A 26,411-nucleotide genomic window follows, 5' to 3' on the forward strand; every position below is an offset into this window, starting at 1 on the left:
GCTTTGAATTTACGTCAGGATTCCTTGGGGAAACGACCGATTCCGCGCCAAGCTAAACGTGACACCAAATCACTGGCTTCCTCCAACGGCACCTCATCGGCAAAATCCACCCAATACCGGGCCGAGACCTGGGCCATCCCCGCCATCGCCCGACCCATCAATAGCGCCTGGGTGGGGGACAACTTCGTGTCCTCGGCGACCACGTCGGCAATGTATCCGGCGAACTTCGCATTAAACGCCTCGATCCGCGCGCCGATCTCCGGATCGTTGAGCAGATCGGACTCGAAGATCAGCCTGAAGGCCTGCGATTCCCTCGAGATGTACTCGTAGTAGGCGCGAATTGTGGCGCTGACGCGTCGCTTGTTGTCGGTGGTGGAATTGATCGCTTCCTGCAACAGATCACTGAATTCCTCCATGTGTGCATCAAGCAATGCTCCGTAAAGCTCCCGCTTGCCGGGGAAATGCTGGTAGAGCACCGGTTTGGACACCTCGGCGACCTCAGCGATCTCGTCCATCGAGGCACCATGGAAACCATGGGCGACAAACACCTGGTGGGCGGCGTTCAGCAGCTGGCGGCGGCGGGCCTCGCGCGGCATCCGCTGGGTACGGCCACCGCGGCTCGGAAGAATTGTCACATCGGCCCTTTCGCGGAAATCTTGACGCCCGCGCTCAAAGCGGAGGACATTTCGCATAAGTCTACTCTTCGGTAACGACAGTGGCCGGACCCGCACCGACGCGTCGCACAAGGACTATGGTGAATACATGGTTTCCAGCATCAGCCCCACGCCCCTGACGGGGACCTCCGACATCGGCCGCCTGGGCGCTCTGGTCCCGCCCGGGGACGAGCTGTTACCCGAGGAATTGCTGCGTTACTCGCGGCAGATCATCATCCCGGAGATCGGGGTGATCGGGCAGCGACGGCTGAAGAACGCGCGGGTGCTGGTCATCGGGGCCGGCGGATTGGGCGCCCCGGCACTGCTCTACCTCGCCGCTGCGGGGGTAGGGACGCTGGGGATCATCGACGACGACGTCGTGGACCTGGGGAACCTGCAACGCCAAGTCATCCACACCGTGAACACCGTGGGGCAGCTGAAGACCGAATCGGCCGCCGCACGCATCAAGGACCTGAACCCGCTGGTCACCGTGCGGCTGCACCATGAACGGTTGGATACGCACAACGCCGTCGAACTCTTCGGCGAATACGATCTCATCCTGGACGGCACCGACAACTTCGCCACCCGCTACCTGGTCAACGACGCCGCGGCGCTCGCATCCAAACCCTACGTGTGGGGTTCGATCCTGCGCTTCGACGGGCAGGTCACGGTCTTCTGGGACGCGCACGGGCCCAACTACCGCGACCTGTATCCCACTCCGCCGCCGCCGGGCACGGTTCCCTCCTGCGCCGAGGGAGGGGTCTTCGGGGTGCTGTGCTCGCAGATCGGATCGGTCATGGTGGCAGAGGCGATCAAACTGATCACCGGGGTAGGGCGCACACTGCTGGGCCGCCTGTTGATCCTTGACTCGCTGGAGATGACCTGGCGCGAGGTCTCGCTGCGTGAAGATCCCGCGGTGGCGCCGATTACCGCCCTGCTGCCCAGCTATGACGACTTTTGCTCGGCCCCTTCGCTGGATGCCGCCGGGATCTCGCTGATGGCCAGGCACAGCATCGACGCGCGGGAACTTGCGGCGCTGCTGATCCGGCGTGAGCAGGGCAGCGAGGATTTCCTCCTGATCGATGTCAGGGAGCCAGGGGAGGCCGAGATCGTCGCGATCCCCGGTTCCGTGCTGGCCCCGCGCGGTGCCATCCTGGGCGGCGAGATCGAATTGCCGCGGGACCGGGACCTGGTGCTGCATTGCAAATCCGGCGGACGCTCGGGCGAAGTGCTGCGCTACCTGTTGGAGCACGACTATGCGCGTGTGCACCATGTTTCCGGCGGGATCCTGGACTGGATCAGGGACGTGGACCCCACGCTGCCGGAGTACTAGAACCCGCAGCGCCACAGCAGCACCGCAGCGGCTGGATGCCCGTCGATGGTGCCCCTTCTTTCGTGGCGTCGTTGTGGTGCTGCGCTCAGGCGGAGCGGCTGACCGAATCGGTGCCAGCGCCCTGGGCGCCGGTAACCGGGCAGCTGGCCTGGTTCTTCATGGACGGAGCCACAGGAACCGCGACCTCCAGACCATAGAGAGTCTCGAGCGCCCCGATGTATTCATCGGCACGGCCCTCGGAGGCCAGCTCGCGGGCACGGACCGTGGGCACGTGCAACAGCTGGCGCATCATCCGGCGCATCGCGAACTCGACCTCTTCGGCCGCGGCGGTGCAACCGTGCTGGGCCCGGACCTTCTCGACCTCGGCCTCGAGCACCTGCTGGGTGTGTCGACGCAGGGCAACGATGGCGGCATCGGCGGCACGCTCGCGCTGTTCGGCCGCGAAAGCCTGCGTGGCGCCAAGGACGATGCCCCGGGCCTCGCGCAGCGACTGCGCTTGTTCGTCGGGGGCGGCCATGCGTACCGACTCCAGGTCGATCAAATCCACCCCTTCAAGGGCGCCAAGCGCCGGGTCGAAGTCGTGGGTCAGGGCCAAATCGACGGCGATCAGCGGGCGGCCGCCGCGATCAAGAGCGGCAATGTCGGCTGCCATCAGCCGGTGATCCGAGCCGCTGCAGCCGATGATGATGTCGGCGCTCTCCAACGCCGCCTCCAAAGTCGACTCATCCAGAGCGGCGCCGCCGCGACTGGCAACAAAGGCCTCGGAGCGTCCGGAGGCGGAAAAGACCGAAACGTTGTGGGCGGCGCGGTCGCGCAGCAGCGCCATGGTGGCCCCGGCGTAAGCGCCGGTGCCGAAGATGACGATGTTCTTGGTTTTCCAGTCCCGCTCGCGGCTGAGATCCGTGGCCAGGTCCAAGGCGACGGACACCACCGAGAGCCCGCGGGATCCCAGCGAGGTGCGCGAGCCGACGTCCTTGGCGGTGCGTGAGGCGGCCTGGAAGAGCCGGACCAGGGAACCTGTTGCGGTCCCGGCGGCCTGGGCTTCGTTCAGTGCTCGGCGCACTTGACCGGCGATTTCGCGTTCCCCGATCACCGCCGAGTCCAGTCCGGCACCGACGGAGAACAGGTGCTCGATGGCCTCGGTCTCGGACTTGGAGACCAGTGCGGTGGAGATGGTTGACTCGTCGAGCCCGGTGCTGTCGGCGATCTGGCTGATCACCTCCGAACGCGCTGCAGAGAGGTCCTCCAGTTGCGGGACCTCACAATAAATTTCATAGCGGTTGCAGGTGGCCAAAGTCACGGCACCGGCGATCGGGCTGGCCGAAGCGAGCACAACGGAAGCGACCTGGGAGGCGTCGGCACTGATCTTTGCCACGGTCTCGAGGTCGATGTCTGAATGAGAGGCAACGAGAGAAAGTAAAACCACAATGCTACCCATGGTAGCGCTTCTACCGACTGTAGAGCTTCAGGTGTGACCGGATCGGCAGAATACGGGGCTCGATGTGTTCGCCGGGGGCGTGAGGATTACGGTTCGGGCACAAATGTTGGCAGAATCAATGACATGACGTTGAGCCAGAACCACCCATTGATGGACGGTCGTACCGCCAATTCACCTCTGATTTCCGCTTACCGCGGCCAGCAGCCCACTCGCAGACCCGTATGGTTCATGCGCCAGGCCGGCCGGTCGCTGCCCGAATACCGCAAGTTGCGCGTCGGCACCGAGATGCTCGAATCGTGCCTGCGCCCCGAGATGGCCTCGGAAATCACCTTGCAGCCGGTACGCCGCCACGACGTGGATGCCGCAATTTTCTTCTCCGACATCGTGATCCCGCTGAAGCTCGCGGGCATCGATGTGGACATCGTTCCGGGGGTCGGCCCGGTGCTGGGCACCCCGGTGCGCACCGCCGCCGACGTGCGCGCACTGCCGAAGATGACCGATGCCGCACTGGATCCCATCCGTGAGGCCGTCGCGATGACCGTTGAGCAGCTGGGCAACACCCCGCTGATCGGCTTCGCCGGTGCCCCGTTCACGGTTGCCGCCTACATGGTGGAGGGACGCCCGTCCCGCGACCACATGGGCCCGCGCACCATGATGCACGCAGAACCGGGTGTCTGGGAGGAACTGGCCAATTGGGCCGCCGACGCCTCGGGCGAATTCCTGCGCGCGCAGATCGAGGCCGGAGCCTCCGCCGGACAGCTCTTCGACTCCTGGGCTGGCTCGCTCTCGCTGGCCGACTACACCAACCACGTCGCACCGGCCTCGGCTCGCGCCCTGGACCATGTGCGCGACACCGGCGTGCCGCTGGTCCACTTCGGTACCGGCACCTCGGAACTCCTGGGAGCCATGCGCAACGTGGGCGTCGATGTCATGGGCGTCGACTACCGACTGCCGTTGGATGAGGCGAACCGCCGTCTGGGCGGAGATATCCCGCTGCAGGGCAACATCGACCCGGCACTGCTTTCGGCCCCGTGGGAGGTGCTGGAGGCCCATGTGCGTGAGGTACTGGCCGCTGGCGACAGTGCGATCTCGCACGTGGTGAACCTGGGACATGGTGTCCCTCCGGAGACGGACCCCGAGGTCCTCACTCGCGTGGTTGAACTGATCCACTCGATCCCCGTCGCCGGGCGTTAAGCTAGATAGATAAGTTATGTGCGCCGGACGCGGTGTGCGCGGGGAGTCATTTTCCCCGCGGCACCTGCGCACCGCGTCCCGCGCAGCAACCTCAGATATTCGCTTTGACCCGAAAAGAGTTGATGGTGCCACACGTCGAAGAGCAGCCACGCCGCGGCCGAGCCCGCGAAACCGGCGAGGACCGGGCCGTGCCCGATTCCCAGGCTGCCTCAGACCCGAGGACCGGCGACGAACGCGCCTCGAGCTCGGCACCCGAGGTAACACCGGCTTCCGTGGCCGAAACATTGCAGGCCGAGGCCGGGGACCAGCCGGCCGAAGTGCCCGAGCCAGAGCAGGAAAAACCCGCAGCCAAGGCCCGGCGCAGCCCGGTGGCCTCCAACGCCGCCGCCCATGCCATGCGCCTGCTCAATCGCGCCCGCGGAACCGAAGCTGCAGCCCCGGTGGCTGCCCCTGAATCTTTGACCGACCACGTACCTGCACCCGAGCAGGAAGTGGCTCCCGAGGCCGCTTCGGCTGGCACGGAGTCCGGCCAGGAGCAATCGGGTGCAGCTAGCCCGGTAGCCGAAAAGACTGAAGCACAAAGGCCTGCTGCCAGGACCCGGCGCACACCCGTGGCCTCCAACGCCGCTGCCCACGCTATGCGCCTGCTCAACCTTGCCCGCGGCGCCGAGAGCACAGCACCGGATAAGGCACCGAGCGGACCGCTGGCCGTGGTGATCGGTGGCGGCATCTCCGGGCTCGTCGCAGCCCGCGAACTGGCCATCAGCGGGCACCGCGTGCAACTCCACGAGGCCTCGGCTACCTTCGGCGGCTGCGTGCAACTCCACGAGGTCGCCGGGCTCCGGCTCGATGCCGGTGCCGAATCCTTCGCCACACGCTCCACCGCGGTCGCCGACCTGCTCGGTGAACTGGGACTGGGCCAGGACATCATCACCCCGCAGCCCGGGGGAGCCTGGCTCTACCTCAAGCGCGGGACCGAACACGGTGCCCAACCTTTGCCGGCCACCGGGATCCTGGGTATCCCCGGGGATCCGTGGGCCGAAGAAGTCCGCAGTGCCGTGGGCCGTGCCGGGGCGCTGCGCGCCGCCGCCGACCTGATCACCCCGGTGTCCAAGAAGCTCGTGGAGGGGCAAATGTCCCTCGGTGCGCTGGTCCGTTCCCGCATGGGAAGCGCCGTGCTGCAAAACCTTGTCACCCCGGTGGTCTCCGGGGTGCACTCGGCTGACCCCGATACCTTGGACGTGGACGCCATCGCCCCGGGCCTGCGCGCCGCGGTGCTCAAGCACGGTTCACTGGCCCGCGCGGTCGCCTCCATGCGTGCCGCGGCCCCGGCAGGATCCGCCGTGGCCTCGGTGAAAGGCGGGATGAACAAGCTGGTCTCCGCACTGGTCGCGGATCTGCTCGAGGCCGGCGTCGAACTCTTCGCCAACAGCCTCGTGGCGGGGCTCGAACCTCACGAGGAAGCCACGGGTTTCCTCGTGAGGCTGGCCCCCGCCGAACCTACAGCCGAGGCGGAGCCCGAGCACGGCAGGAACGCGAAGGCGGACAAGGCTGCCAAGGCAGCAAAGCAACAGCTCGCGCCCGGCCCGCATGAAGTGCACGCCGACCGCGTGGTGCTGGCCACCGGCGGGGGACCAGCGATTGACCTGCTGGCCGGGATCGATGCTGCATTCGAACCGCACCGCCCGTCGAGCGGGGCCGGAATCGCCCTGGTCACGCTCGTGATCGATAAGCCCGAGCTCGATGATGCACCACGTGGCACCGGACTGCTGGTAGCGCCCAGCGTCGAGAATGTTGGTGCCAAGGCCCTGACCCATGCGACGGCCAAGTGGCAGTGGCTGGGCGATGCCTCGGGCCCCGGATCGCACGTGCTGCGGCTGTCCTACGGCAGGCTCAACGACGTCGCTTCCGCCCTGGTTAATGCCGACGATAACTCGCTGCGCAGTTCCGCCTTGAAGGACGCCTCGTTGCTGCTGGGCCTGGACATCACTTCCGGGGATGTGTTGGGCTTCGACGTGGTGCGCTACTCCGGCGCGCTGCCCTTCGCCACCACCGGGCACGCCAAACGCGTGGCGGAAATCCGCGCGTTGGCCGACACCCACCCGGGCCTTGACCTGGTCGGGGCATGGTTGGCCGGCACGGGACTTGCCGCGGTGATCGCCGATACCCGCAAACGGTTGCGCATCACCGCCAGCTAGGTTCGGACCACCGGGCAGCCTAGGGCCGGATCGGCCGGAGACGCCGCAGGGGGGTTCGTGACACAAATTTTTGAATACTTCAGCAACACACGCTTCGCCCACCGGCGCGGCACCGCAAAGAAAGCAGGAGATCAACCCCATGAGTGCAGTGGAATCCAACTCACCCGTCATCCGCGACCGCGAGGCGGCCGGTGCCGATGCAACGATGTTCTACACCCTGTGGACCGTCTTCAAGCGCGACTCCGATCTGGACCGCAGCGAGGGCGTCGAGGCATTCGACGCGCTCATCGCCGAGCTGGCCGCCGAGGGCGTGACGCTACGCGGCACCTACGACGTCTCCGCGATGCGTGAAGACGCCGACGTGATGACCTGGGTCCACGGGCCCACCGCCGAATCCCTGCAGGCCGCGGTGCGCAAGATCCGCCGCTCCTACCTCTTCGCCGAAACCACCATCGTGTACTCCACCATGGCCGTGCACCGCGAAGCCGAATTCTCCAAGGACCACTCCCCGGCCTTCGCCCGCGGCGTGGCCCCCAGCACCTGGATGACCGTCTACCCGTTTGTGCGCTCCACCGACTGGTACCTGCTGGACCCGGCAGAACGCGGCAAGATGCTGCGCGACCACGGCGTGCTGGGCCGCGACTTCCCCAACGTGCTGGCCAACACCGTGGCGGCCTTCGCCTTCGGTGACTACGAGTGGCAGATCTGCCTCGAGGCCCCCGCAATGATCGATTTGGTCGACATGATGCGCCACCTGCGTTACACCGAAGCCCGCAACCACGTGCGCGAAGAAATCCCGTTCTACACCGGACGGCGCATCTCCACCGCCGAGGTTGCCGAGGTCCTGCGATGAGCCAGAGCTTTGATCCTCGCACCGGCTACGACGAGAACGGCGTGATGGCCCCCAAGGCCTACGACGCGATCCTGCTGGCCTCCTTCGGTGGTCCGGAGGGCCAGGATGACGTCATCCCGTTCCTGCGTAACGTCACGAAGGGTCGCGGCATCCCGGACGAGCGCCTCGAAGAGGTTGCGACCCACTACCGGGCCAACGGCGGCATTTCCCCGATCAACGCGCAGAACCGCGCGTTGAAGGCGGCCCTCGAGGCCGAGCTTGCCGCCCGGGACATCAACGTGCCCCTCTACTGGGGCAACCGCAACTGGGCGCCCTACGTCGCGGAAACGATCACCGAGATCCACGCGGCGGGGCACCGCACGGTGCTGATGCTCTCCACCAGTGCATACTCCGGCTATTCCTCCTGCCGCCAGTACCGGGAGGACCTGGGCGTAGCCCTGCGCGAGACCGGTCTGGAGGGCAAGCTCGAGGTCGACAAGGTGCGTCAGTACTTTGACACCCCCGCGTTCGTGAACCCCTTTGTGGAGGGACTGCGCGATTCGCTGGCCAACGTCCGGGCGCAGCTGGCAGAGGCCGGCAACCCCGACGGAGAGATCAAGATCGTCTTCGTGACGCACTCGATCCCGACCTCGGACGCCGAGGCCGCAGGCCCGCGCGACCTGGTCGCGGAGCTCAAAACGGATCTCTACTCGACCCAGCACCTGGCCGTCGCCGACGCCATCCTGGCCGAGGTGCCCCAGGCCGCCGGCCTTGAACACTCCCTGGTCTTCCAGTCCCGCTCCGGCTCCCCGCACGTGCCGTGGCTGGAACCCGACATCAACGATGCCCTGGCCCAGTACAAGGCCGACGGCGTCGCCGGGGTCGTGGTGGTGCCCATCGGCTTCGTCTCGGACCACATGGAGGTCCTCTGGGACCTGGACACCGAAGCCAAGGACAGCTGCGCCGAGCTCGGCTTGGCCTTCCACCGCGTGCCGACCCCCGGCACACACACCGACTTTGTCTCCGGCATGGTCGATCTGCTGGCCGAACGCCTGGCCGGGTCCGACGGAAACGCGCTGAAGGCCGGCCGCGCCTCGGTGGCCGCGCTAGGGCCCTGGTTCGACGTGTGCCGACCGAATTGCTGTGCCAAGGTGATGCGCGACGGCACCGTCAAGCCCACCATCGCGGCCGTCGACTCCGAGGTCGGGGTGCCGGAGGCATGAGCGGCTCACGCTTTACCCTCGGCACCCGCGGCTCCGCCCTGGCCACCACCCAGACCGGGCACGTGGCCGCGGAGTTGAACCGGCTCTCCGGCGTCGAGTACGACACCGTGCTGGTGAAGACCGAGGGGGATGTGACCAGCGGTCCGCTCTCGCAACTCGGCGGCACCGGCGTGTTCGCCGCGGCCCTGCGTCAGGCGCTCTACGAGGGCACCTGCGACATGGCTGTGCACTCACTCAAGGACCTGCCCACCACGCAGCCCGAGGGATTGGTGATCGCCGCGACCCCGGTGCGCGCCGATGTGCGCGACGCCCTGTGCTCCCGCGACGGGCTCTTCCTGGCCGAACTGCCCGAGGGCGCCTCGGTGGGCACCGGCTCCCCGCGGCGTGCCGCGCAGTTGCTGGCCTTCCGGCCTGACCTTAGAATCGTGGATATCCGTGGCAACGTCGGCACCCGGCTGGGTCGGGTCAAGGGCTCCCCGGTGCAGAAGGACGACGGAGGAGTGGGACGCACCGCCCAGGGCGACCTGGACGCGGTGGTGCTGGCTGCCGCCGGCTTGGAACGCCTGGGCCTTGAATCGCACATCACCGAGTACCTGGACCCGGACATCATGCTTCCGGCGCCCGGCCAGGGATCGCTGGCCGTGGAGGTTCGGACCGGCGGCAGCGGCCACAGCGCTGTCGACGCGGCACTGGAGACGATGGATGACACCGACACGCGCCTGGCGATCACCGCCGAACGTGCGCTGCTGGCCCGCCTTGAGGCTGGCTGCGCGGCACCGGTGGGTGCGCTGGCACTGGTGCAAGGCGATGAGCTGGTGCTGGACTCGGTGGCCTGCAAACCCGACGGCTCCGACACCATGCGCCGCTCGGCGCGGACCTCGACGCTGACCATCGACGGGGCCTGGGCCCTGGGCGTCACGCTGGCCGAGCAATTGCTGGCCGAGGGCGCGGCCGAGCTGGCAGGGCTGTAGGAACCATGTCGAATCCCGGGGTGTTGGCGGGGCGCACCGCCCTGCTGCTGCGCAGTGCCGACCGTGCCGCGGCAACGGTGAGCGTGCTGGCAGCACGCGGCGCACGCACGGCGGTGTGCCGGCTCATCGATTTTGAGCTGCCCTCCGACACCACGGAGCTCGACGCGCACCTGGTACGGCTGCTCGACGGGGCTTATGACTGGTGCGTGTTCACCTCCGTGAACACGCTCACCGCGCTGTGCCTCCGGGCCGCGGCACTGGATGTCGAATTGCGCATCCCTTCCGGCACCCGGGTCGCGGTGGTCGGCGAGGCCACCGCCGATGCCGTGCGTGCCCTCGGGGCGCACATTGACTTCATGCCCGCCACCGACCACTCGGCCCGCGGCATGCTCGCCGACTGGCAGGATTTGCGCACCTCACAGGCCTCGGTGTTCGCCCCGCAGGCGGACATCGCCTCGGCCACACTGCGCGACGGATTCGCCGCCCACGGCTGGCAGGCGGACATCGTCATCGCCTACAACACCGTGACCGCCCCGGCGGATCGGGCACGTGCCCTGCATAATGCACCCGCCGGCGGCTCGGTGGCCCTGCCCGTCGGCGGATACCTGCTGGAAGTTCCGCAACTTTCAGAAGCCTTGGCCGGCATAGACGCGGTCATGTTCTCCTCGCCAAGCACCGTGGACACGTTTCTGGCGCTGCTCCCGGACCCCGCAACATTCCGGTCGGGGGACCAAGCGCTGATCGCCATTGGGGACAGCACCGCCAAGCGGCTGCGCCAGCACGGGCTGGAACCGGCGGGAATCGCCGCCCTGCCCACCCCCGAGGGCCTGGCCACGGCCTGGGAGGGTGCCATTGGCGCAACCTCCACGGCCCGCGCCGCGGCACCCACAACAACACCGCACCCCTAGCCATCAACTCCCAGCTCACAAGGAGCGAAGAATGACATTCCCCTCCCGCAGGCCACGTCGCCTGCGCACCACCCCCGCCATGCGTCGGCTCACCGCCGAGCTAGTATTGGCCCCCCAACAGCTGATCCTGCCCGCTTTTGTGCGCGAGGGACTCACCGAACCAAACCCGATCACCTCGATGCCCGGGGTCGTGCAACACACCATGGACAGCCTCAAGGCCGCCGCAGCACAGGCAGTCGAGCTGGGCCTGGGCGGCATCATGCTCTTCGGTATCCCCGAGACCCGCGACGCCACCGGCAGCGCCGGAGTCGACCCGGCCGGCATCCTGAACCTGGGCATCGAGGCGGTGCGCGCCGAGGTCGGCGACGAATTGGTGATCATGTCCGATGTCTGCCTCGATGAATTCACCGACCACGGCCACTGCGGCGTGCTCGATGCGGCTGGCAACGTGGACAACGACGCGACCCTGGAAATCTACGGTCGGCTCGCCGTGGCACAGGCCAACGCCGGAGCGCACCTCGTCGCCCCCTCGGGCATGATGGACGGCCAGGTTGCCGTCATCCGCCAGGCCCTGGACGAAGCAGGCCACCAAGAGGTCTCGATCCTGGCCTACGCCGCCAAGTACGCCTCCGCCTTCTACGGCCCGTTCCGCGAGGCGGTGGATTCCCAGCTCACCGGGGACCGCCGTACCTACCAAATGGATGCCGCCAATCGCCGCGAGGCGCTGATCGAGGTCGAGCTCGATCTGGCCGAAGGCGCCGACATGGTCATGGTCAAGCCGGCCATGAGCTACCTGGATGTGCTGGCAGACGTTGCGGCGATGTCCCCGGTCCCGGTCTCCGCCTACCAGATCTCCGGCGAGTACGCGATGATCGAGGCCGCTGCAGCCAACGGCTGGATCGATCGCCGTGCCGCCATCGAAGAATCCGTGCTGAGCATCCGCCGTGCCGGCGCAGACACCGTGTTGACCTACTGGGCGGCCGAAATCGGCCAGTGGATGAAAGAAGGAAAATCATGACCAGCTCCGCAGAACTCTTCGCCACCGCCCAGCAGCTCATGCCCGGCGGGGTGAACTCCCCGGTGCGGGCCTTCGGCTCGGTCGGAGGGGTGCCCCCGTTCATGGTCAGCGCCAAGGGTGCTTACCTGAGCGACGCCGATGGGAATGACTACGTTGACCTGGTCTGCTCCTGGGGCCCGGCGCTGTTGGGCCACGCCCACCCGGCCATCCAAGACGCGGTGCACTCTGCGGTTGACCGCGGCCTGTCCTTCGGTGCTTCCACCCCGGATGAGGGCAAGCTGGCCCGCCTGGTCATGGATCGCTTCGGCGGCGTGGAGCGCATGCGCATGGTCTCCACCGGCACCGAGGCCACCATGACCGCGGTGCGTCTGGCCCGCGGCTACACCGGCAGGGACCTGATCGTGAAGTTCGCCGGCTGCTACCACGGCCACCTCGATTCCCTGCTGGCCGCCGCCGGTTCGGGCCTGGCCACCCTGGCCTTGCCCGGTTCCGCAGGAGTCACCGCGGCCACCGCCGCAGAGACGCTGGTATTGGCCTACAACGACCGTGAGGCAATTACCGCAGCGTTCGCTGAACACGGGGACAAGATCGCCGCAGTCATCACCGAATCCGCTCCCTGCAACATGGGGGTCGTGACCCCTGAGGACGGCTTCAACAAGTTCCTGGCCGAGACCACTACCGCCAACGGCGCCCTGCTGATCCTCGACGAAGTTCTCACCGGGTTCCGTGCCTCCGATGCCGGCTACTGGGGCCTGACCGGCCGCACCGAGGGCTGGACCCCGGACCTGTACACATTCGGCAAGGTCATCGGCGGTGGCTTGCCCACTGCTGCCCTGGGTGGACGTGCCGAGGTCATGGACTACCTGTCGCCGCTGGGCCCGGTCTACCAGGCCGGTACGCTCTCGGGAAACCCTGTTGCCATGGCGGCTGGCATCGCCCAGCTGACCCATGCCACACCCGAGGTCTACGCGCACATCGACGCGAAGTCCCTGGAACTGCAAGGCGCACTCACCGAAGCCCTGACCGAAGCCGGCGTCGATCACTCGATTCAGCGTGCGGGTAACTTGTTCTCGGTTGCCTTCGGCACCTCGGAAACCGGCGTTCACAACTATGCCGAGGCGCAGGCCCAAGAGGCCTACCGCTACGCGCCGTTCTTCCACTCGATGCTCTCCTCGGGCATTTACCTGCCGCCGAGCGTCTTCGAGGCGTGGTTCCTCTCCTCGGCCCACGATGATGAAGCCATGAACAAGATCTTTGACGCGCTCCCGGCCGCGGCGAGCGCCGCGGCTTCGGCTGTTCCCGCCGTCTAGCTCGACAGGGTTGTAAAAGCCCCCGGAGGCTGTCTCATCAATCGCTTGATGCAGCAGCTTTCGGGGGTATTTTTATGTGTTTGGGCCGCTCGTGCTGCCGGAGAGATGAAATTGGGTGAGCTCTAGACCACTTTCTGCTCCGGTGCATCCGTCTGGCGCAGCCGCGTGGGGGAACACGACGTCGAAACGAATGGTGCCTGCAGAAGGCGATAAAAGGTCACGTCAGAGATTGATTGGTTGATGTTATTTGGTGTGGGGGGCAAGATCCCGGAGTCCGGCTGCTGGGATGCATCCGGGGACACGTGGTTCACCAAGGCGTATAAGCAACACGGCTAGGCTTGTTCGGTTAGTTTTCGCGTTTCATTGCCGCCGAGGAATTCAGTGAGCCTTTTTCGTACCAAACCCGTGGAGAGCTTCCTGGCTGACGCCGCGGAACCCGGCCGCCAGCTCAAGCGGACCCTGAACACCTGGGATCTGATGATCATGGGCGTCGCCGTATCGGTGGGCGCCGGAATCTTCTCCGTGGGGGCGCGGGCCGCAGCAAACTTCTCCGGACCGGCAGTCACGCTTTCATTTGTGATAGCCGCGCTGACCTGCGCGATGGCCATCATGTGCTACGCGGAATTCGCGACGGCGATCCCCGTCGCCGGCTCGGCCTATGTGTTTTCCTACGCCACCATGGGCGAGTTTGTTGCGTGGATCATTGGTTGGAACCTGATTCTCGAACTCTTCACCGCAGCAGCGGTGATCGCCAAGTATTGGGGTATTTACCTCACCGAAGTTTTCCAGCTCGTGGGAGTACACCTTTCACCCACCATTGACCTAGGCATCGTCACCATGAGCTGGGGACCATTGCTGATCGTTGCGCTGTTCACGCTGCTGCTCGTGATGGGCACCAAGCTGTCAGCCACGGTCGGGAATGTATTCACCATCATCAAGATCGCCGTGGTGCTCTTCGTGATCATCGCCGGCCTGTTCTACCTCAAGGCGGAGAACTTCACTCCGTTCATCCCCGAAGCGGTTCCGGCCTCGGGGGATGGCACCACCGAGGTGCTCAAACAGTCGCTCTTCGCCTTTGCCACCGGGGCTGCCCCGGCACAATACGGCATGATGGGCGTGCTGGCCGGCGCGGCCTTGGTGTTCTTCGCGTTCGTCGGCTTCGATGTGGTGGCAACAAGCGCCGAAGAGGTCAAGAACCCGAACAAGACGCTGCCCCGCGGCATTTTCGCCGGCCTTGCCCTGACCACTTTGCTCTACGTCGGTGTTTCCTTCGCGCTGACCGGCATGGTCTCCTACAAGGACCTGGCAGCCGTGGAAACCCCGACGCTGGCCACGGCGTTCTCGTTGGTGGGCAACGAAGGGGCAGCCTCGGTCATTGCCGTCGGCTCGCTCATCGGCCTGACCACCGTGGTTATGGTGCTGCTCATGGGGCTCTCACGCGTCGTGCTTGCCATCAGCCGTGACGGGCTGTTGCCCTACGGTCTGTCCAAGACCAGCGCCAAGCGCGGCACCCCGGTGCGCATCACCGTCATCTGCGGTTCGCTGGTGGCCCTGGTGGCCGGCTTCACCCGTGTGGATGTGCTCGAAGAAATGATCAACATCGGTACGCTGTCGGCCTTCGTGATGGTCAGCCTGGGCATCATCGTGCTGCGCCGCAAGCGCCCGGACCTCAAGCCCGCCTTCCGGGTTCCGTTCGGTCCGGTCATCCCGATCGTCTCGGCACTGCTGTGCACCTACCTGATGGTCAACCTTGCCGTCGAAACCTGGATCTACTTTGTTGTGTGGTTGGTTCTCGGCGTGGGCATCTACTTCGGGTACGGACGCAGCCACTCCCGCTTGAACCAGAAGTTTGCGCCACAGATGGCGGCGAGGCAGAAACCGGCCGAGGCCGAACGCCTCAACGTCACCTAACCCAGAGGCTCCGTTGCTGGAGCCGCACCGTGGGTTCAGTGTTGCTTCATCCGTGCGTAGGACTCCAGTGCCGCGGCACGCGAGATTTTTAGATCCACCACGGGCTCCGGAGATGGCATCGGGGCAAAGCGGGATACGTATGATCCGCGAGGGTCGAACTTCTTGGCTTGCAGCTCGGGGTTGAAGACCCTGAAAAACGGCGAAGCGTCTGCTCCGCATCCGGCGACCCATTGCCAATTGGCGGGGTTGGACGCGGCATCGGCATCCACCAACGTGTCCCAGAACCATTCCTCGCCGATCCGCCAATGGATTCCGAGGTTCTTGACCAGGAAGCTTGCGGTGACCATGCGCACCCGATTGTGCATCCAACCGGTCTGCCAAAGCTGCTGCATTCCCGCATCGACCATCCCGAAGCCGGTCTCGCCACCACGCCAAGCCGCTAGCTCCTGGACCAGGTGCTCTTCGGAAGCATCGTGATCGGGGGCTTGCACGGGCCATGCCCAGTCGAAGACGTCGAATTCGGGGCGAAGGTTCCGGGTCGGCAAAGCCGGGTGGTGGTAGAGCAGGTTCCAGCAGAAGTCCCGCCACACCAGCTGGCGCATCATCGCACGTGCTCCCTCGGCCTGCTCGGGATGGGCCGAGATGGTGGCACTGAGTGACTCCCAGACCTGCACCGGGCTCAAGTGGCCCCATCGCAGGGCGGGGGAAAGTCGAGAGGTTCCGTCTAGATCCGGGCGGTTGCGCCCCTCGCCGTAGTCCCCGGCGACCTCTTCCAAAACCCTCTGAAGACGCTCGTGAGCACCGCGCTCACCGGGTGTCCACGCCTGAGCCAGACCGCGGGACCAGTCTGGCTTGGACGGCAACAGCCTCCACTGGGCCAGGTTGTCCCCGGCATGCTGTTTTGCCGGGGGAGGGGGAGGGAGCTGTGCGGAGGGTTCTCCAAGTGCCGGACGCAGTTGAAGGCGTTGCACGGCGTTGTAGAAAGGGGTGAAGACCTTGAATGGCCTGCCGTCCTGGGTCTGCGGGACCCAGGGTTCGTGAAGCAGTGATCCGGAATGGCTGTGCGCAGTGGCTCCGGCCGCTTGCACCAGTTCCTTGACGGTGGTGTCCACCGTGCGTTCGGGCCCGCCATAGCGCCGGTTCCAGTGCACCTCCGAGGCCCCTTCGGCCTTCATCACCCCTGGCAGGATGATGGCCGCCGGACCGCGGTGCAGTTGCAGTGGGACGCCGATCGAATCCAGGTCCCGGGAGAGGGCTTCAAGGCCGTGGTGCAACCACCAGCGGGCTGCGCCTCCCAGCTGTCGTATACCCGTCGATTCCTCGTCGAGGATGAACAGTGCCGTGACCTGGCCACTCGCCATGGCGGCCTCCAGTGCGGGATTGTCGGCCAGACGAAGGTCGTCGCGGAACCACATCAAGGTGGTGGGCTGTTGGCTCACTGTCGTGCCTTTCGATGTACTGGTGGTTTGCTGTCCTAGCGGACGAACGCGTACCAAATCAGGATCATGGTGATGAAGAACCCGGTGACGTAGTTAAGCCAGAGAAACCTGACCCACCCGGTATGGGCACGTTCTGAATCGACGTCGTTGAGATTGGCGTAGGGCAGCACGTTGGCCACATAGGGCAGGGCCAGCAAACCGGCCAACGGGCCGGGCCACTCGGTGGCCAGCAACAGCACCCCGGCGGCCAGATATGCAAGCGCCGCGCCGCGCACCGTCCACTTGGCTCCCAGTACGGTCCCGATGGAACCCAGGGAAGCGGCACGGTCTGGAACGATGTCCTGCACGGCGCCGAAGGCGTGGGAGGCCATTCCCCAGAGGAAGAAGGCCAGAAGCAAGGCCAGCAGCGGTGCGTTGAATTGCGCCCCGGCCAGGACCATCCCATAGACGGCCGGGGAAACAAAGTGCGTGCTGGAGGTCAGCGAATCAACGAAGGGTCGTTCCTTGAATCGCAGTTTCGGAGCGCTGTAGGCCAAGACCGCGAGCATCGAGACCAGCAGCACCAGGTTGGCCTCCCACGAACCGGCGATGCCCAGCACCACGAGGAACGGGACGGTGGCCACGAGGCAGGCTATGAGGATCCCACGGTGCCGGCTGCGTTCAACCAGGGCTCCCTCGGCCCCGCCCTTGCGGGGGTTCAAGAGGTCGGATTCGTAGTCGAAGACATCGTTGATCCCGTACATCGCCAGATTGTAGGGGATCAGGAAGAAGATCGTTCCCACGATCCAGAGCCAATCGATGACACCGGTGGTCAGCAGGTATGCGGAGGCAAAGGGAAACGCGGTGTTGACCCATGAGATGGGCCGGCTGGTCATGAAGAGCTCATGGATCATTCTTGTTCCTCCAAGATCGGGGAGAGTCCCCCGCAAAGCCACCACAGGGCGGGAACGAAGAGCACTGCGGCAAGCGGATAGGTGAAGTCCTCGATTGGTGCCAAGCCCAGATGCACACCGAGCAGCGTTTCACTTTCGTAGTCAAAGAGTCCCGAATAGATCATCAGGTTATCGAACACGGCCGTCAGTCCGAACAAGATGGCCACGGAGACACCGAGGGCCGGCAGGACGGCGCGCAGCCGGATCCGGCGTAGGCGCACGGCCAGCAGGAAAAGGGCCAACGAACCGAGAAGGAAGCAAATGGAAAGCGTTGCGAAACTCATCGGGCCTCGACCTTTCCGGCGGCTTTGGCCCGGTGTCTACGCCAAGCCAGGTATCCAGTGACCAGCACCATCGTCTGGTAGCACAGGAAGAACAGGAAGAAGGCTTCCTCAAGTGGCAACTGGTCCCCGAGCATGATGCCCGTCATCAGCGTTGAATCTCGGTGCAGGAATATTCCTTGGTCGATCGCGATGATGTCCCAGAGCAGAAACATGCCGGTTCCGCCCAACAGTGAAACCGATGCAGCCAGCGGGGAAGCAAAAATGACAAGCCGAAACTTCGCGTCAAGCAAAACCATGCAGGCAATGAGCGTGAGCAGTATGGCGAGATAGATCATGAACGTCCTGCCGGCTCGTTGCCGTTGGGACCCATGGACACGGCGTCCAAGTCGAACGGGCCGGGATCCTTGATACCGTTGACGGCCTTGGCGATGATCTCGGCACTGATCAAGCACATGGGAATGCCGATGCCAGGTCGCACGGAACTGCCGGCGTAGTAAAGCCCGGTGACCTTGGCATTCTTGTTGGCGGGACGGAAAAAGGCGCTTTGGGCCAGCGTGTGGGCCAGGCCCAAGGCACCGCCCTGCCAGGCGTTGACGTTTTCCACGAAATCCCCGGGACCATAGCTCTGGCGCACCACGACGCGCTCGGCCAGGTCCGTGACCCCGCTCCAGCGGGCGATTTGTGCCAGGGCTGCATCGGCGACCGCCTCGACGGCCTTGCTTCCGGTGCCGTCCGCTCCTCCCTTGCCCCACTGCGGCAGCGCCGGGGAGGGGACAAGAACAAAGAGGTTCTCGTGCTCGGCCGGTGCGACGGAGGGGTCCGTGGCGCTGGGCATGCACACGTAGATGCTGGTTTCTTTGGCCAGTTCCTCGCCGCGGTGGATGCGGGAGAAGTTATCATCCCAGTCACGGGTGAAGAACAGATTGTGGTGGCTAAGTTCTGGCAGCTTTCCGCGGATGCCCAGACACAGCAAAACGGCGCTGGGACCTGGATCCCGGCGTTTCCACGCCGCTTCGGAGGAGGCTCGCAGGGCAGGGGGAAGCAATGTGGTTTCCACATGATGCAGGTCCGCGGCTCCAACGACGATTCCTGCCTGCCGCCGCTGGGTCTTGTGCTGCGCGTCCAGCCATCGGACCCCGCTGACGCGTGCCTCCTTGCCGGTGCCCAGTGTCTCGATGGCGTCCACCGTGGCACCGGTGATGATCTCCACGCCGGTTTCCCTACATAGCGCGACCATGGCATCGACCAGCGCCATGAATCCCCCCATCGGGTATTTGACGCCCTGGGTCAAATCCAGGTGGCTCATCAGGTGATAGAGCGCCGGGGTGCGCTTGGGGCTGGAGCCCAGGAAGACCGCGGGGTAGCCCAAGATCTGGCGTAAACGGGGGTCGGTGAAACGCTTGGCCACGAATGAATCCAGGGAACCGGTGAGCAGCGGAGCCAATTGCGGCAGCAAACTCAAGGTTGTCGGATTCATGAACGGCTTCGGAGAGGCGAAGTCGTCGTAGAGGAAGTTTTCCAGGGACAGCTCGTAGCTGGTTTTCGCCTTGGCGAGGTAGGCCTCCAAGGCCTCTCCGGCGCCGGGCTGGATCGACTCGAAGGCAGCGGCCGCTCCGTCTCCGGTGGGCATGTCCAGTGGTTTTGGGTGGCCCTCGAACCAGGTGCGGTAGCCCACGGCCAGGTCGGCCAACTCCAGCTTCTGATCGGTGGATGTTCCCATGAGCTCGAACCAGTGCTCGATGACTTCTGGCATCAAGTACCAGGAGGGACCGGTGTCGAAGTTGAACCCGTCCCGATGCAGGCGTCCGGCCCTGCCCCCGAGTTCATCCTGCTTTTCGAGCAACGTCACGCGGTGTCCGGATCGGGCCAACAGGCCGGCGGTGGCCAGTCCGGAAAATCCGCCGCCAATGACCACGATGTCTGCAGGGGACTGGACGGGGTGTTCTTTCGGGCTCATGCTGCGGCCTTTCGTCGGTATCCCCAACTGGAGCGCAAGGCGATCAAGGCCTTGCGTCTATTGGGTACGGATATCCGCCTGCGCAAAAGCTCGCTGGCGGGAGTGCTGTCCAGTTCATCGACCAGTGCCTCGAAGAGTCCGTGCGCGGTGCCTACCGCATGGGCGGCTCGAGGGGCCAGATGGCGTATGCCGATGGCCGCCATTTCCAGGTCGGCACGGATCTCGGTGACCAATTGGTCCTTGTGCTTGTCGCTGAAGGCTTTCGGGTCCAGCCCGGGAAAATAGCTGCGGCCCAGTTCGCTGGTGTCCTCGGCAAGGTCGCGCAGGAAGTTGACCTTCTGGAAAGCGGCGCCCAGGTGCCGGGCGGCGGAATCGAGGTCGCAGTCATGGCCCGAGGGTGCATGGGGCATCTTGCGAAAGACCTCCAGGCACATCAGGCCGACCACCTCGGCGGAACCGTAGATGTAGTCCTCAAGCGTTGCGGCGTCATGGGTGTCCACCGACAGGTCGCTGCGCATCGAAGCGAAGAACGGGCGCGTGAGAGTGGTGCCGATGCCTTGGCTGCGCGCTGTGCAGGCAAAGGCATGGACTATGAGGTTGGTGCTGTATCCGGTGCGCAGCGCGGCTTCGGTCTCTTCCTCCAGGCGTTGCAGGGCCTCGGCAACGGCCGCGGGTCCGAGTCCTGCCTCGCTTGCCACCCCGTCGACGACTTCGTCCGCCAATCTCACCAGCGCATAGATGTTGGAGATGTGCAGGCGCGTGGCACGATCCAGCATCCTGCAGGCCAGGGAAAAGGATGTTGAGTATTGGGTGATGACCACCCGTGAGCTGCGTGAGGCGGCAGCGGTGTAACGCTCAAGTGCAGTGGGTTCCATGGGCTAGGCCCCTCTGCGCAAGATCAGCGAGGCGAAACCCTCGATCGATTCCGTTGCCCGCGGGGGCAGGCGCATGCCCAAGGCTGCCTGGGTGGCGGAATTGCACAATTCGTCGGCAAGTTGCCTGGCCAAGGATTCGGCCCCCGTGTGTTCCAGGCTCTGGCGCACCGTGTCGATATCGACGCGTTGTTCACGGAAGAGCTGAAGGTTTGCGGAGAAGGCCGGGGTCGTGGAAGCCAAGGCCGTGAGGATGGTGCTCTTGCCCTCGCGCAGGTCCGATTCAATGGACTTGCCGGTGACCCCTGGATCCCCGAAGGTCCCCAACACGTCGTCTATCAGTTGGTAGGCGACGCCGAGCTGGCTTCCTATGCCTCCGATCGCGGCGGCCTGTTCGAGGCTGGCGCCAGCGAGTAGCGCACCGGTTTCCAACGGCACTTGGAAGGAATATCCGGCGGTCTTGAGTTCTTCCATGCGCAGGACCTCTTGGACCTTCGCCGGGGAATCGTTCAGGGAGTAGAGAAGGTCCTCGAGTTCGCCGGCTCCGGCATGGTGGATACAGCGCTGGAAGGAGTCGATGATGGCCTCTGCGGAGGCGCACGACGAGGCAGCGGTGACGCTCAGCCTGATCGCGGTGCTCAGCAATAAATCCCCGGCGATCACGGCCGCAGAATGGCCTGCATGCTCGGCATCGCGCATGTTCCTGCCCATGGCCAGGGCTTCGTCCCGGTAGAGGGCGGATAGCGTGGGTTTCCCGCGCCGCACGAAGTCCCTGTCGATCATGTCGTCATGCATCAGCAGGGATCCGTGCAGCAGCTCGAATGCGCATCCCAGTAGCACGGCGTTGCGGGTGTCGGTGCCGCCGAAGGCCTCGAAGCCCAGCATCACCAGCTGCGGGCGGGTCAGTTTTCCGCCACCCAAGGCTGAACCGATGCGTTCCCACATGATTCCGGTCGCAGGGGAATACCCAGTTGCTGACTCCTGCTGCCGGGAGATGATTGCTTGGAGTTCGTTGCGCACCGCCACCGTGGTCTCTGGTGGCTGTGCCCCGGCAGGGACTCCGTGACCCTGCGTCGCGCTCCGGGTTGGCTGGCTCATGATCGTGGGCTCCGGTTAGTGGTGTCTGGGGATTGCAGGAAATCGTCAATCAGGGAGTTCATTGCCTCAAGCGTGGCTTCAAGATAACGTACCACTGCGGCTTGTTCATGGCGTCCGAACCCGCCAATGACGCGTTCGGCGTCGTTGAAAAGGGGGCGAAGTGCCGCCAGGACTTGTTGCACGGCTGCCGGACTCGCGGAAATCAGCTGGCTTCGCCGGTCGCTGGGGTGGGGGTTTCGCTCCACATGCCCGCGCTCACTCATCCGGTCAATGACTGCCGTGGTAGCTGCCGTGGAAATCTGCAACCGGGCGGCCAGCCCACTGGGTGTCAAGTTGTGGGCGCGTATCAAATGCTGCAGAGCCTGCAGGTCGGTTTCATTGGTGTTGAGGTAGCGGCACAAGGCGCGCTCCAAGACACCATTTTGAACCAAGACCTCCGACAGCAGCTTTGAGGCGGGATGAACGGCTGAAACATCCTCCGGGGTAAGGCCCATTGCTTTATCTCCACAGGTTGATTACTAGCTTATCTAGCTACATCATTGATTAACAGGATAGTGTTTGTCGAGTGGAGGAGCAATTTCCGCCACTGAAATACTCCAGAATCCCAGGAGGAACCCCTGATGGACACCAATGTCAACGTCGGCCCAACCGTACCGATCCTGACAACAGCAGCGGTGCTGGCGGCCATCGTCGGCGCTTTCTATGGCAGTGGAGCCGCAGGAGGAACGCCGGTCCAAGACGCGGCCCAAGGCCGGTTGGGCGCCGACAGCACGCTCTTGGCTCCCGGAAGCGGAGCTTTTTCGATCTGGAGCTTGGTCTACGCGGGATTGGCGGTCTACGCGATCTGGCAGCTGACCCGCAAGGCCAGACAATCACCTACCCAGCGCCGTCTGCGCCCGCTGGCAGCGGTTTCGGCAATCCTCAATGCCCTGTGGCTTGGTGTGGTGCAACTGAACTGGCTGGGCTTCAGCGTGGTCGTCATACTGGTGCTACTGCTGGTGCTGATCCGCATGTTCATGCTCATGGTCAAAAACCCCATGGAATCAGCAGCGGAACGCTGGATCATGTGGGCGACTTTTGGCCCTTACCTGGGCTGGGTCAGCGTGGCGGCGGTGGCCAACATCGCCGCATGGCTGGCATCCCTGGGCCTGGGGCGTGATGCACCGTGGATCGAAACCGCTGCGATTGCCATGTGTGTGGTTGCGGCACTTATCGGCGCCGGCACTGTGGTGTATTCCCGTGGCCACGTCTCGGTCGCCCTGGCCATGATCTGGGGCATAGCCTGGATCGGCGTCGGACGCAGTGATGGCGGCTTGACCACTGCAACCGTCGCGCTCGGCGCTTTTGTCTCCGCCGGGATCCTGCTTGTCTTTGCCGCAGCGGCCGCCTGGCGTCTGCGATCCGCGGAACCAACCACTAAGAGAACGACGGTTCACCCATGAGCGTCATAGCAGTCACCGGCGCCACCGGATACATCGGAGGCAGATTGGTCCCGATCTTGTTGGCCCAGGGGCACAAGATCCGGGTGATGACCCGGCGGGCCAGTGCCCTTCGCGATGTTCCGTGGCGGTCGGAAGTCGAGGTCGTCGAAGGTGACCTGACTGACCACCGAGCAGCACGTGAGTTATGCGAAGGCGTGGATGTCCTCTACTACCTTGTTCACTCCATGGGCGGACGATCGGATTTCGTCTCGGTGGAGGAGAAGTGCGCCAACACCATCGTTGAGGCGGCCAAGGGAGAGGAAGTCAAACGGTTGGTGTATCTTTCGGGTCTGCACCCGGAGGGGGAGCTGAGCCGACATCTGACCTCACGGGTCAGGGTGGGCAAGATCCTGGAGCGCAGCGGCATCCCGACCCTCACTCTGCAGGCGGGACTCATCATCGGTTCGGGGTCTGCAAGCTTTGAGATGGTCCGACATCTCACCGACGTCCTGCCGGTGATGCCGGCCCCGCGCTGGGTCCTGAACAAAGTCCAACCCATCGCCGTACGTGATGCCCTCCACTACCTGAGCCGCGCCGCGGATCTTCCGTCGGATGTCTGCGGCGCGTATGACATTGGCGGCCCCGATGCCTACTCCTATGCGGACATCATGCGCATCTATGCCGACGCTGCGCAACTGCGCCGTCCGGCCATTTTGTCGTTGCCGGTGCTCACCCCGTGGCTGTCGGCCCAGTGGGTGAACCTGGTAACCCCGATTCCCCGTTCCTTGGCGATCCCGTTGGTGGAATCGTTGCAACATGACTGCGTGGTTCGCAATTCGCATATCGACGAGATCATTGAGCCCCCTGAAGAAGGCCTCATCGACTACCGCCGTTCCGTGGAACTTGCCTTGGCCAAGATGGAGAACGACGAGGTACTGACAACGTGGGCCACCGCCCAGGCACTGGCGTTGCCCGCTGAATCCCTGCCCTCGGACCCGGATTGGGCCGGACGACGGGTTTACACCGATGACCGGGCACGCGAAAGCACCGCATCGCCTGCCTCCTTGTTCACCGTGATCCAGGGGATCGGCGGCAAAACGGGCTATTACTCCTTGCCCGGCATCTGGGCGTTGCGTGGACTGATGGACAAGATGGTCGGCGGAGTGGGATTGCGCCGCGGTCGGCGCAGCCCCACCACCCTGGCTCTGGGTGACCCGTTGGACTGGTGGCGTGTGGAAGCTCTGGTGCCCGATGAACTGTTGCGGTTGCGTGCCGAAATGCGGGTGCCCGGGCGGGCCTGGCTCGAGCTCTCGGTTGAACCCAAAGACGGTGGGGGAAGTCACTACCGCCAGCGCGCCGTGTTCTTCCCTCGTGGTCTGGCCGGATGCCTCTACTGGTTCTCGATCCTGCCGTTCCACGGCATCATCTTCTCCTCCATGGCCAAGCGGATCACCAGCGCAGCCGAGAGCCTCGAGGAGGAAAAGTCAGAACGCTGAAGCGCCGGGAGCCTGTCATGGATCCACGCAGTGCTGCGCAGCAAATGGGAAGACCACAACGTGTCGCCGCCCCCGCCAACTACGCTACCCACGGGAAGCCTGCCGCCTAAAGAGAATAAGGAAAGACCATGGAAGTTCTAGTCATCGGTGCGGGGCTGGCGGGCTTGTACGCAGCCGGACTCGCCCTCCGGCAGGGGCACGAGGTCACGATATTGGAGTCCTCCGAACGGCTCGGCGGACGCGTCCGCACCGAGGTGGTTGACGGATTTCTCTGTGATCGCGGTTTCCAGCTTGTGAATCCGGGCTACCCCGAGGTCAAGCGCGCACTGGAGCTTGTGGCATTGGATTTGCACGCATCGGGACGAGGCGTCGCTGTCCGTAATGACCGAGGCATTGTTGTGCTGGCCGACCCCTTGCGCCATCCTTCCCGGATCCCGGAATTGTTCGGTGGAACCCTTGCTTTGGCCGATCTTCGCGCCATGGTTCGGTGGATCCGTCTGGCGCGCGACGGATCACGCACCTTGCGCCAGAGCACTAACGGCGCCGGGTTTTCGGACCCCGCAGGCAAGGTCGTTCAGCGTTTCTTCGCCGGGGTGGTGGGGGACACGGAGCTGGAAATCTCTGCCCCCTTCGCCCTAAAACTCGCCGGTTACTTCGCCAAGGCGATCCCTTCACTGCCGGCACAGGGAATGGGCGCGATAGCTCACCAGCTGGCCGAACCCGTGGAGCACCGCATCCGGTTCTCCACGGGCGTCGAGTCACTGAGCACTAAGGATGGTCGTGTCACGGTGCACTGCACCTCCGGGGAACGGCTGAGCGCCGATCGGGTGGTGGTAGCTGCCGGACCACGGGCCAGCGCGAGACTGACCGGACAGCCGGAACCTGCCATGAACTCGATCACGACGTGGTGGTTCGCAGCGACCAAGCGCCCAAGTGGATCGGTCTTCTTGCACGTTGACGTGCGCGAAGGCGCCAGGCTCGTCCACGCCTCGGTCATCTCGAACATCTGTCCCTCATACGCTCCGGCAGGCCGCCATCTGGTGCAAGCCACAGCTGTGGGCGAACACGGTGTGGACGATGTCGACGCCTTGGCCCAAGCCGCCGACATCCTAGGAGTGGAAAACCCCGATTGGCAGTTGCTGGTGCGCCACGACATCCCCGATGCACTGCCGGCGATCAAACCAGGGCACTGCCCTTTGTCCAGCACATTGTCCGGTGTCATCATTGCCGGTGACACGGCGGAAGCATCCATCCAAGGTGCCTTGGCCAGCGGCGCTGCTGCGGCTGCGGCACTTGGTGCTGAGCGAAGCGCAGGAAGCAGGCCCGGATCTGTCAATGACACCTTCACCGTAGAGCTGAGGATGCCAGGCAACGCACAGGACCTCTGGAAAAAACTGATCGATCTGGATGCCCACACCGCAGCAATCCCGTTCACCACGGTGTCGCCCGCGGCAAGCCACATGCATGAAGGCCTGGAATTTGTTGGCCTGACACGTGTAGGAGCAATGAGAATGACGGACCGCATGATGGTGCGACAGGCAGATCCCCCGGGGCCAGGAACCCTCGGCAATCTGGCGGTGTCGAAGTTCGGACCAGTGGCGGGGGAAGTGCACGCCACTGTTGAGCAAGCAGGCACCTACGTGGTGGTCACTTGGTCCCAGAGCCTGCGACCTGCGTGGCTTCCACGTCGGTTAAGGCCCCTTGGCGCCGTGATTGCCCAAGCGGGCTACCGCATCGCCCTGCGCAAATTGCTCGCGTCAAGATGATCTGAAAGGAAACCATCAATCCCTGGTGCTCAGCGCTGCGCAGCCCTACGGTGGTAGCCGTGTCGAAGGTCGTTTTCCGGTCACCGTAATTGCTCCGGCGCGTGAGTTCGCCCCGGGGTTGTGTTCCTGATCCACCCAAGCATCGAGACACCATGGA

Annotated in this window: 23 protein-coding genes; 13 read left to right on the forward strand and 10 right to left on the reverse strand. The window is 64.7% G+C overall.

Annotated features, from left to right (window positions below; all coding sequences use genetic code 11):
- Nucleotides 1-14: 14 nt before the first annotated feature.
- The gene (locus tag ADIAG_RS03695) at nucleotides 15-692 is read right to left on the reverse strand and encodes a TetR/AcrR family transcriptional regulator (RefSeq protein WP_007269967.1); all 678 of its coding nucleotides are present in this window, start codon (nucleotides 690-692) and stop codon (nucleotides 15-17) included.
- Nucleotides 693-762: 70 nt separating this feature from the next.
- On the opposite strand from ADIAG_RS03695, the gene moeB reads away from it, so the two are divergent.
- The gene (gene moeB / locus ADIAG_RS03700) at nucleotides 763-1,986 is read left to right on the forward strand and encodes a molybdopterin-synthase adenylyltransferase MoeB (RefSeq protein WP_007269968.1); all 1,224 of its coding nucleotides are present in this window, start codon (nucleotides 763-765) and stop codon (nucleotides 1,984-1,986) included.
- An 85-nt stretch (nucleotides 1,987-2,071) separates the two neighbouring features.
- Here the strand turns inward: moeB and ADIAG_RS03705 are convergent, their stop codons facing one another.
- A complete protein-coding gene (locus tag ADIAG_RS03705; RefSeq protein WP_043473450.1) occupies nucleotides 2,072-3,412 on the reverse strand; it encodes a glutamyl-tRNA reductase in 1,341 nt (446 codons plus the stop codon).
- A 135-nt stretch (nucleotides 3,413-3,547) separates the two neighbouring features.
- Here ADIAG_RS03705 and hemE point away from each other — a divergent pair, with 135 nt between their 5' ends.
- The 9 genes from hemE (at nucleotide 3,548) to ADIAG_RS03750 (ending at nucleotide 14,989) form a co-directional block, all read left to right on the forward strand.
- The gene (hemE, locus tag ADIAG_RS03710; RefSeq protein WP_007269970.1) at nucleotides 3,548-4,618 is read left to right on the forward strand and encodes a uroporphyrinogen decarboxylase; all 1,071 of its coding nucleotides are present in this window, start codon (nucleotides 3,548-3,550) and stop codon (nucleotides 4,616-4,618) included.
- Between the two features lie 122 nt (nucleotides 4,619-4,740).
- Nucleotides 4,741-6,816: a protoporphyrinogen/coproporphyrinogen oxidase gene (locus ADIAG_RS03715; protein WP_007269971.1), complete on the forward strand. Its 2,076-nt coding sequence runs from the start codon at nucleotides 4,741-4,743 to the stop codon at nucleotides 6,814-6,816.
- A 139-nt stretch (nucleotides 6,817-6,955) separates the two neighbouring features.
- Nucleotides 6,956-7,669, forward strand: coding sequence for a hydrogen peroxide-dependent heme synthase (gene hemQ / locus ADIAG_RS03720; RefSeq protein WP_007269972.1), 714 nt, complete (start codon nucleotides 6,956-6,958; stop codon nucleotides 7,667-7,669).
- On the forward strand, nucleotides 7,666-8,871 hold the full coding sequence (locus ADIAG_RS03725) for a ferrochelatase (RefSeq protein WP_007269973.1): 1,206 nt from the start codon (nucleotides 7,666-7,668) through the stop codon (nucleotides 8,869-8,871). The genes hemQ and ADIAG_RS03725 overlap by 4 nt, the downstream gene beginning before the upstream one ends.
- Nucleotides 8,868-9,842: a hydroxymethylbilane synthase gene (hemC, locus tag ADIAG_RS03730; protein ID WP_007269974.1), complete on the forward strand. Its 975-nt coding sequence runs from the start codon at nucleotides 8,868-8,870 to the stop codon at nucleotides 9,840-9,842. The genes ADIAG_RS03725 and hemC overlap by 4 nt, the downstream gene beginning before the upstream one ends.
- Before the next feature lie 5 nt (nucleotides 9,843-9,847).
- Nucleotides 9,848-10,750 carry a uroporphyrinogen-III synthase gene (locus tag ADIAG_RS19920; RefSeq protein ID WP_007269975.1) on the forward strand — a complete coding sequence of 301 codons (903 nt, stop codon included), beginning with the start codon at nucleotides 9,848-9,850 and terminating at the stop codon, nucleotides 10,748-10,750.
- A gap of 31 nt (nucleotides 10,751-10,781) precedes the next feature.
- Entirely contained in the window at nucleotides 10,782-11,768 is a 987-nt protein-coding gene (hemB, locus tag ADIAG_RS03740) for a porphobilinogen synthase (RefSeq protein ID WP_007269976.1), read from the forward strand.
- Nucleotides 11,765-13,078 carry a glutamate-1-semialdehyde 2,1-aminomutase gene (gene hemL, locus ADIAG_RS03745; RefSeq protein WP_007269977.1) on the forward strand — a complete coding sequence of 438 codons (1,314 nt, stop codon included), beginning with the start codon at nucleotides 11,765-11,767 and terminating at the stop codon, nucleotides 13,076-13,078. The genes hemB and hemL overlap by 4 nt, the downstream gene beginning before the upstream one ends.
- A gap of 381 nt (nucleotides 13,079-13,459) precedes the next feature.
- Nucleotides 13,460-14,989: an amino acid permease gene (locus tag ADIAG_RS03750; protein WP_007269979.1), complete on the forward strand. Its 1,530-nt coding sequence runs from the start codon at nucleotides 13,460-13,462 to the stop codon at nucleotides 14,987-14,989.
- A 35-nt stretch (nucleotides 14,990-15,024) separates the two neighbouring features.
- On the opposite strand, the gene ADIAG_RS03755 is transcribed toward ADIAG_RS03750, so the two are convergent.
- From ADIAG_RS03755 to ADIAG_RS03790, 8 genes are read right to left on the reverse strand one after another with little or no spacing between them, the layout of a single operon-like run.
- Nucleotides 15,025-16,428 carry a cryptochrome/photolyase family protein gene (locus ADIAG_RS03755; protein WP_007269980.1) on the reverse strand — a complete coding sequence of 468 codons (1,404 nt, stop codon included), beginning with the start codon at nucleotides 16,426-16,428 and terminating at the stop codon, nucleotides 15,025-15,027.
- 35 nt (nucleotides 16,429-16,463) lie between these two features.
- The gene (locus ADIAG_RS03760; RefSeq protein WP_007269981.1) at nucleotides 16,464-17,321 is read right to left on the reverse strand and encodes a prenyltransferase; all 858 of its coding nucleotides are present in this window, start codon (nucleotides 17,319-17,321) and stop codon (nucleotides 16,464-16,466) included.
- Nucleotides 17,318-17,644 (reverse strand): lycopene cyclase domain-containing protein, encoded by a 327-nt coding sequence (locus ADIAG_RS03765; protein ID WP_007269982.1) that lies wholly within the window; start codon nucleotides 17,642-17,644, stop codon nucleotides 17,318-17,320. The genes ADIAG_RS03760 and ADIAG_RS03765 overlap by 4 nt, the downstream gene beginning before the upstream one ends.
- Nucleotides 17,641-17,979, reverse strand: coding sequence for a lycopene cyclase domain-containing protein (locus ADIAG_RS03770; RefSeq protein ID WP_007269983.1), 339 nt, complete (start codon nucleotides 17,977-17,979; stop codon nucleotides 17,641-17,643). Before ADIAG_RS03770 ends, ADIAG_RS03765 begins: the two co-directional genes overlap by 4 nt.
- Nucleotides 17,976-19,601, reverse strand: coding sequence for a phytoene desaturase family protein (crtI, locus tag ADIAG_RS03775; protein ID WP_007269984.1), 1,626 nt, complete (start codon nucleotides 19,599-19,601; stop codon nucleotides 17,976-17,978). The genes ADIAG_RS03770 and crtI overlap by 4 nt, the downstream gene beginning before the upstream one ends.
- The gene (locus tag ADIAG_RS03780; RefSeq protein WP_007269985.1) at nucleotides 19,598-20,476 is read right to left on the reverse strand and encodes a phytoene/squalene synthase family protein; all 879 of its coding nucleotides are present in this window, start codon (nucleotides 20,474-20,476) and stop codon (nucleotides 19,598-19,600) included. Before ADIAG_RS03780 ends, crtI begins: the two co-directional genes overlap by 4 nt.
- Nucleotides 20,477-20,479: 3 nt before the next feature.
- Complete coding sequence (locus ADIAG_RS03785) at nucleotides 20,480-21,571, reverse strand: polyprenyl synthetase family protein (protein ID WP_007269986.1); 1,092 nt, start codon at nucleotides 21,569-21,571, stop codon at nucleotides 20,480-20,482.
- Nucleotides 21,568-22,065 (reverse strand): MarR family winged helix-turn-helix transcriptional regulator, encoded by a 498-nt coding sequence (locus ADIAG_RS03790; RefSeq protein ID WP_007269987.1) that lies wholly within the window; start codon nucleotides 22,063-22,065, stop codon nucleotides 21,568-21,570. Before ADIAG_RS03790 ends, ADIAG_RS03785 begins: the two co-directional genes overlap by 4 nt.
- Before the next feature lie 126 nt (nucleotides 22,066-22,191).
- Here ADIAG_RS03790 and ADIAG_RS03795 point away from each other — a divergent pair, with 126 nt between their 5' ends.
- From ADIAG_RS03795 to ADIAG_RS03805, 3 genes are all read left to right on the forward strand, one after another.
- Nucleotides 22,192-23,013: a tryptophan-rich sensory protein gene (locus tag ADIAG_RS03795; protein WP_007269988.1), complete on the forward strand. Its 822-nt coding sequence runs from the start codon at nucleotides 22,192-22,194 to the stop codon at nucleotides 23,011-23,013.
- Nucleotides 23,010-24,488 (forward strand): SDR family oxidoreductase, encoded by a 1,479-nt coding sequence (locus tag ADIAG_RS03800; protein WP_007269989.1) that lies wholly within the window; start codon nucleotides 23,010-23,012, stop codon nucleotides 24,486-24,488. Before ADIAG_RS03795 ends, ADIAG_RS03800 begins: the two co-directional genes overlap by 4 nt.
- Nucleotides 24,489-24,616: 128 nt before the next feature.
- A complete protein-coding gene (locus ADIAG_RS03805) occupies nucleotides 24,617-26,254 on the forward strand; it encodes an NAD(P)/FAD-dependent oxidoreductase (protein WP_007269990.1) in 1,638 nt (545 codons plus the stop codon).
- Nucleotides 26,255-26,411: the final 157 nt, after the last annotated feature.

Origin of the sequence: Paeniglutamicibacter gangotriensis Lz1y (assembly GCF_000348945.1) — a bacterium.
In the GTDB taxonomy this organism is placed as follows: Bacteria; Actinomycetota; Actinomycetes; order Actinomycetales; family Micrococcaceae; genus Paeniglutamicibacter; species Paeniglutamicibacter gangotriensis.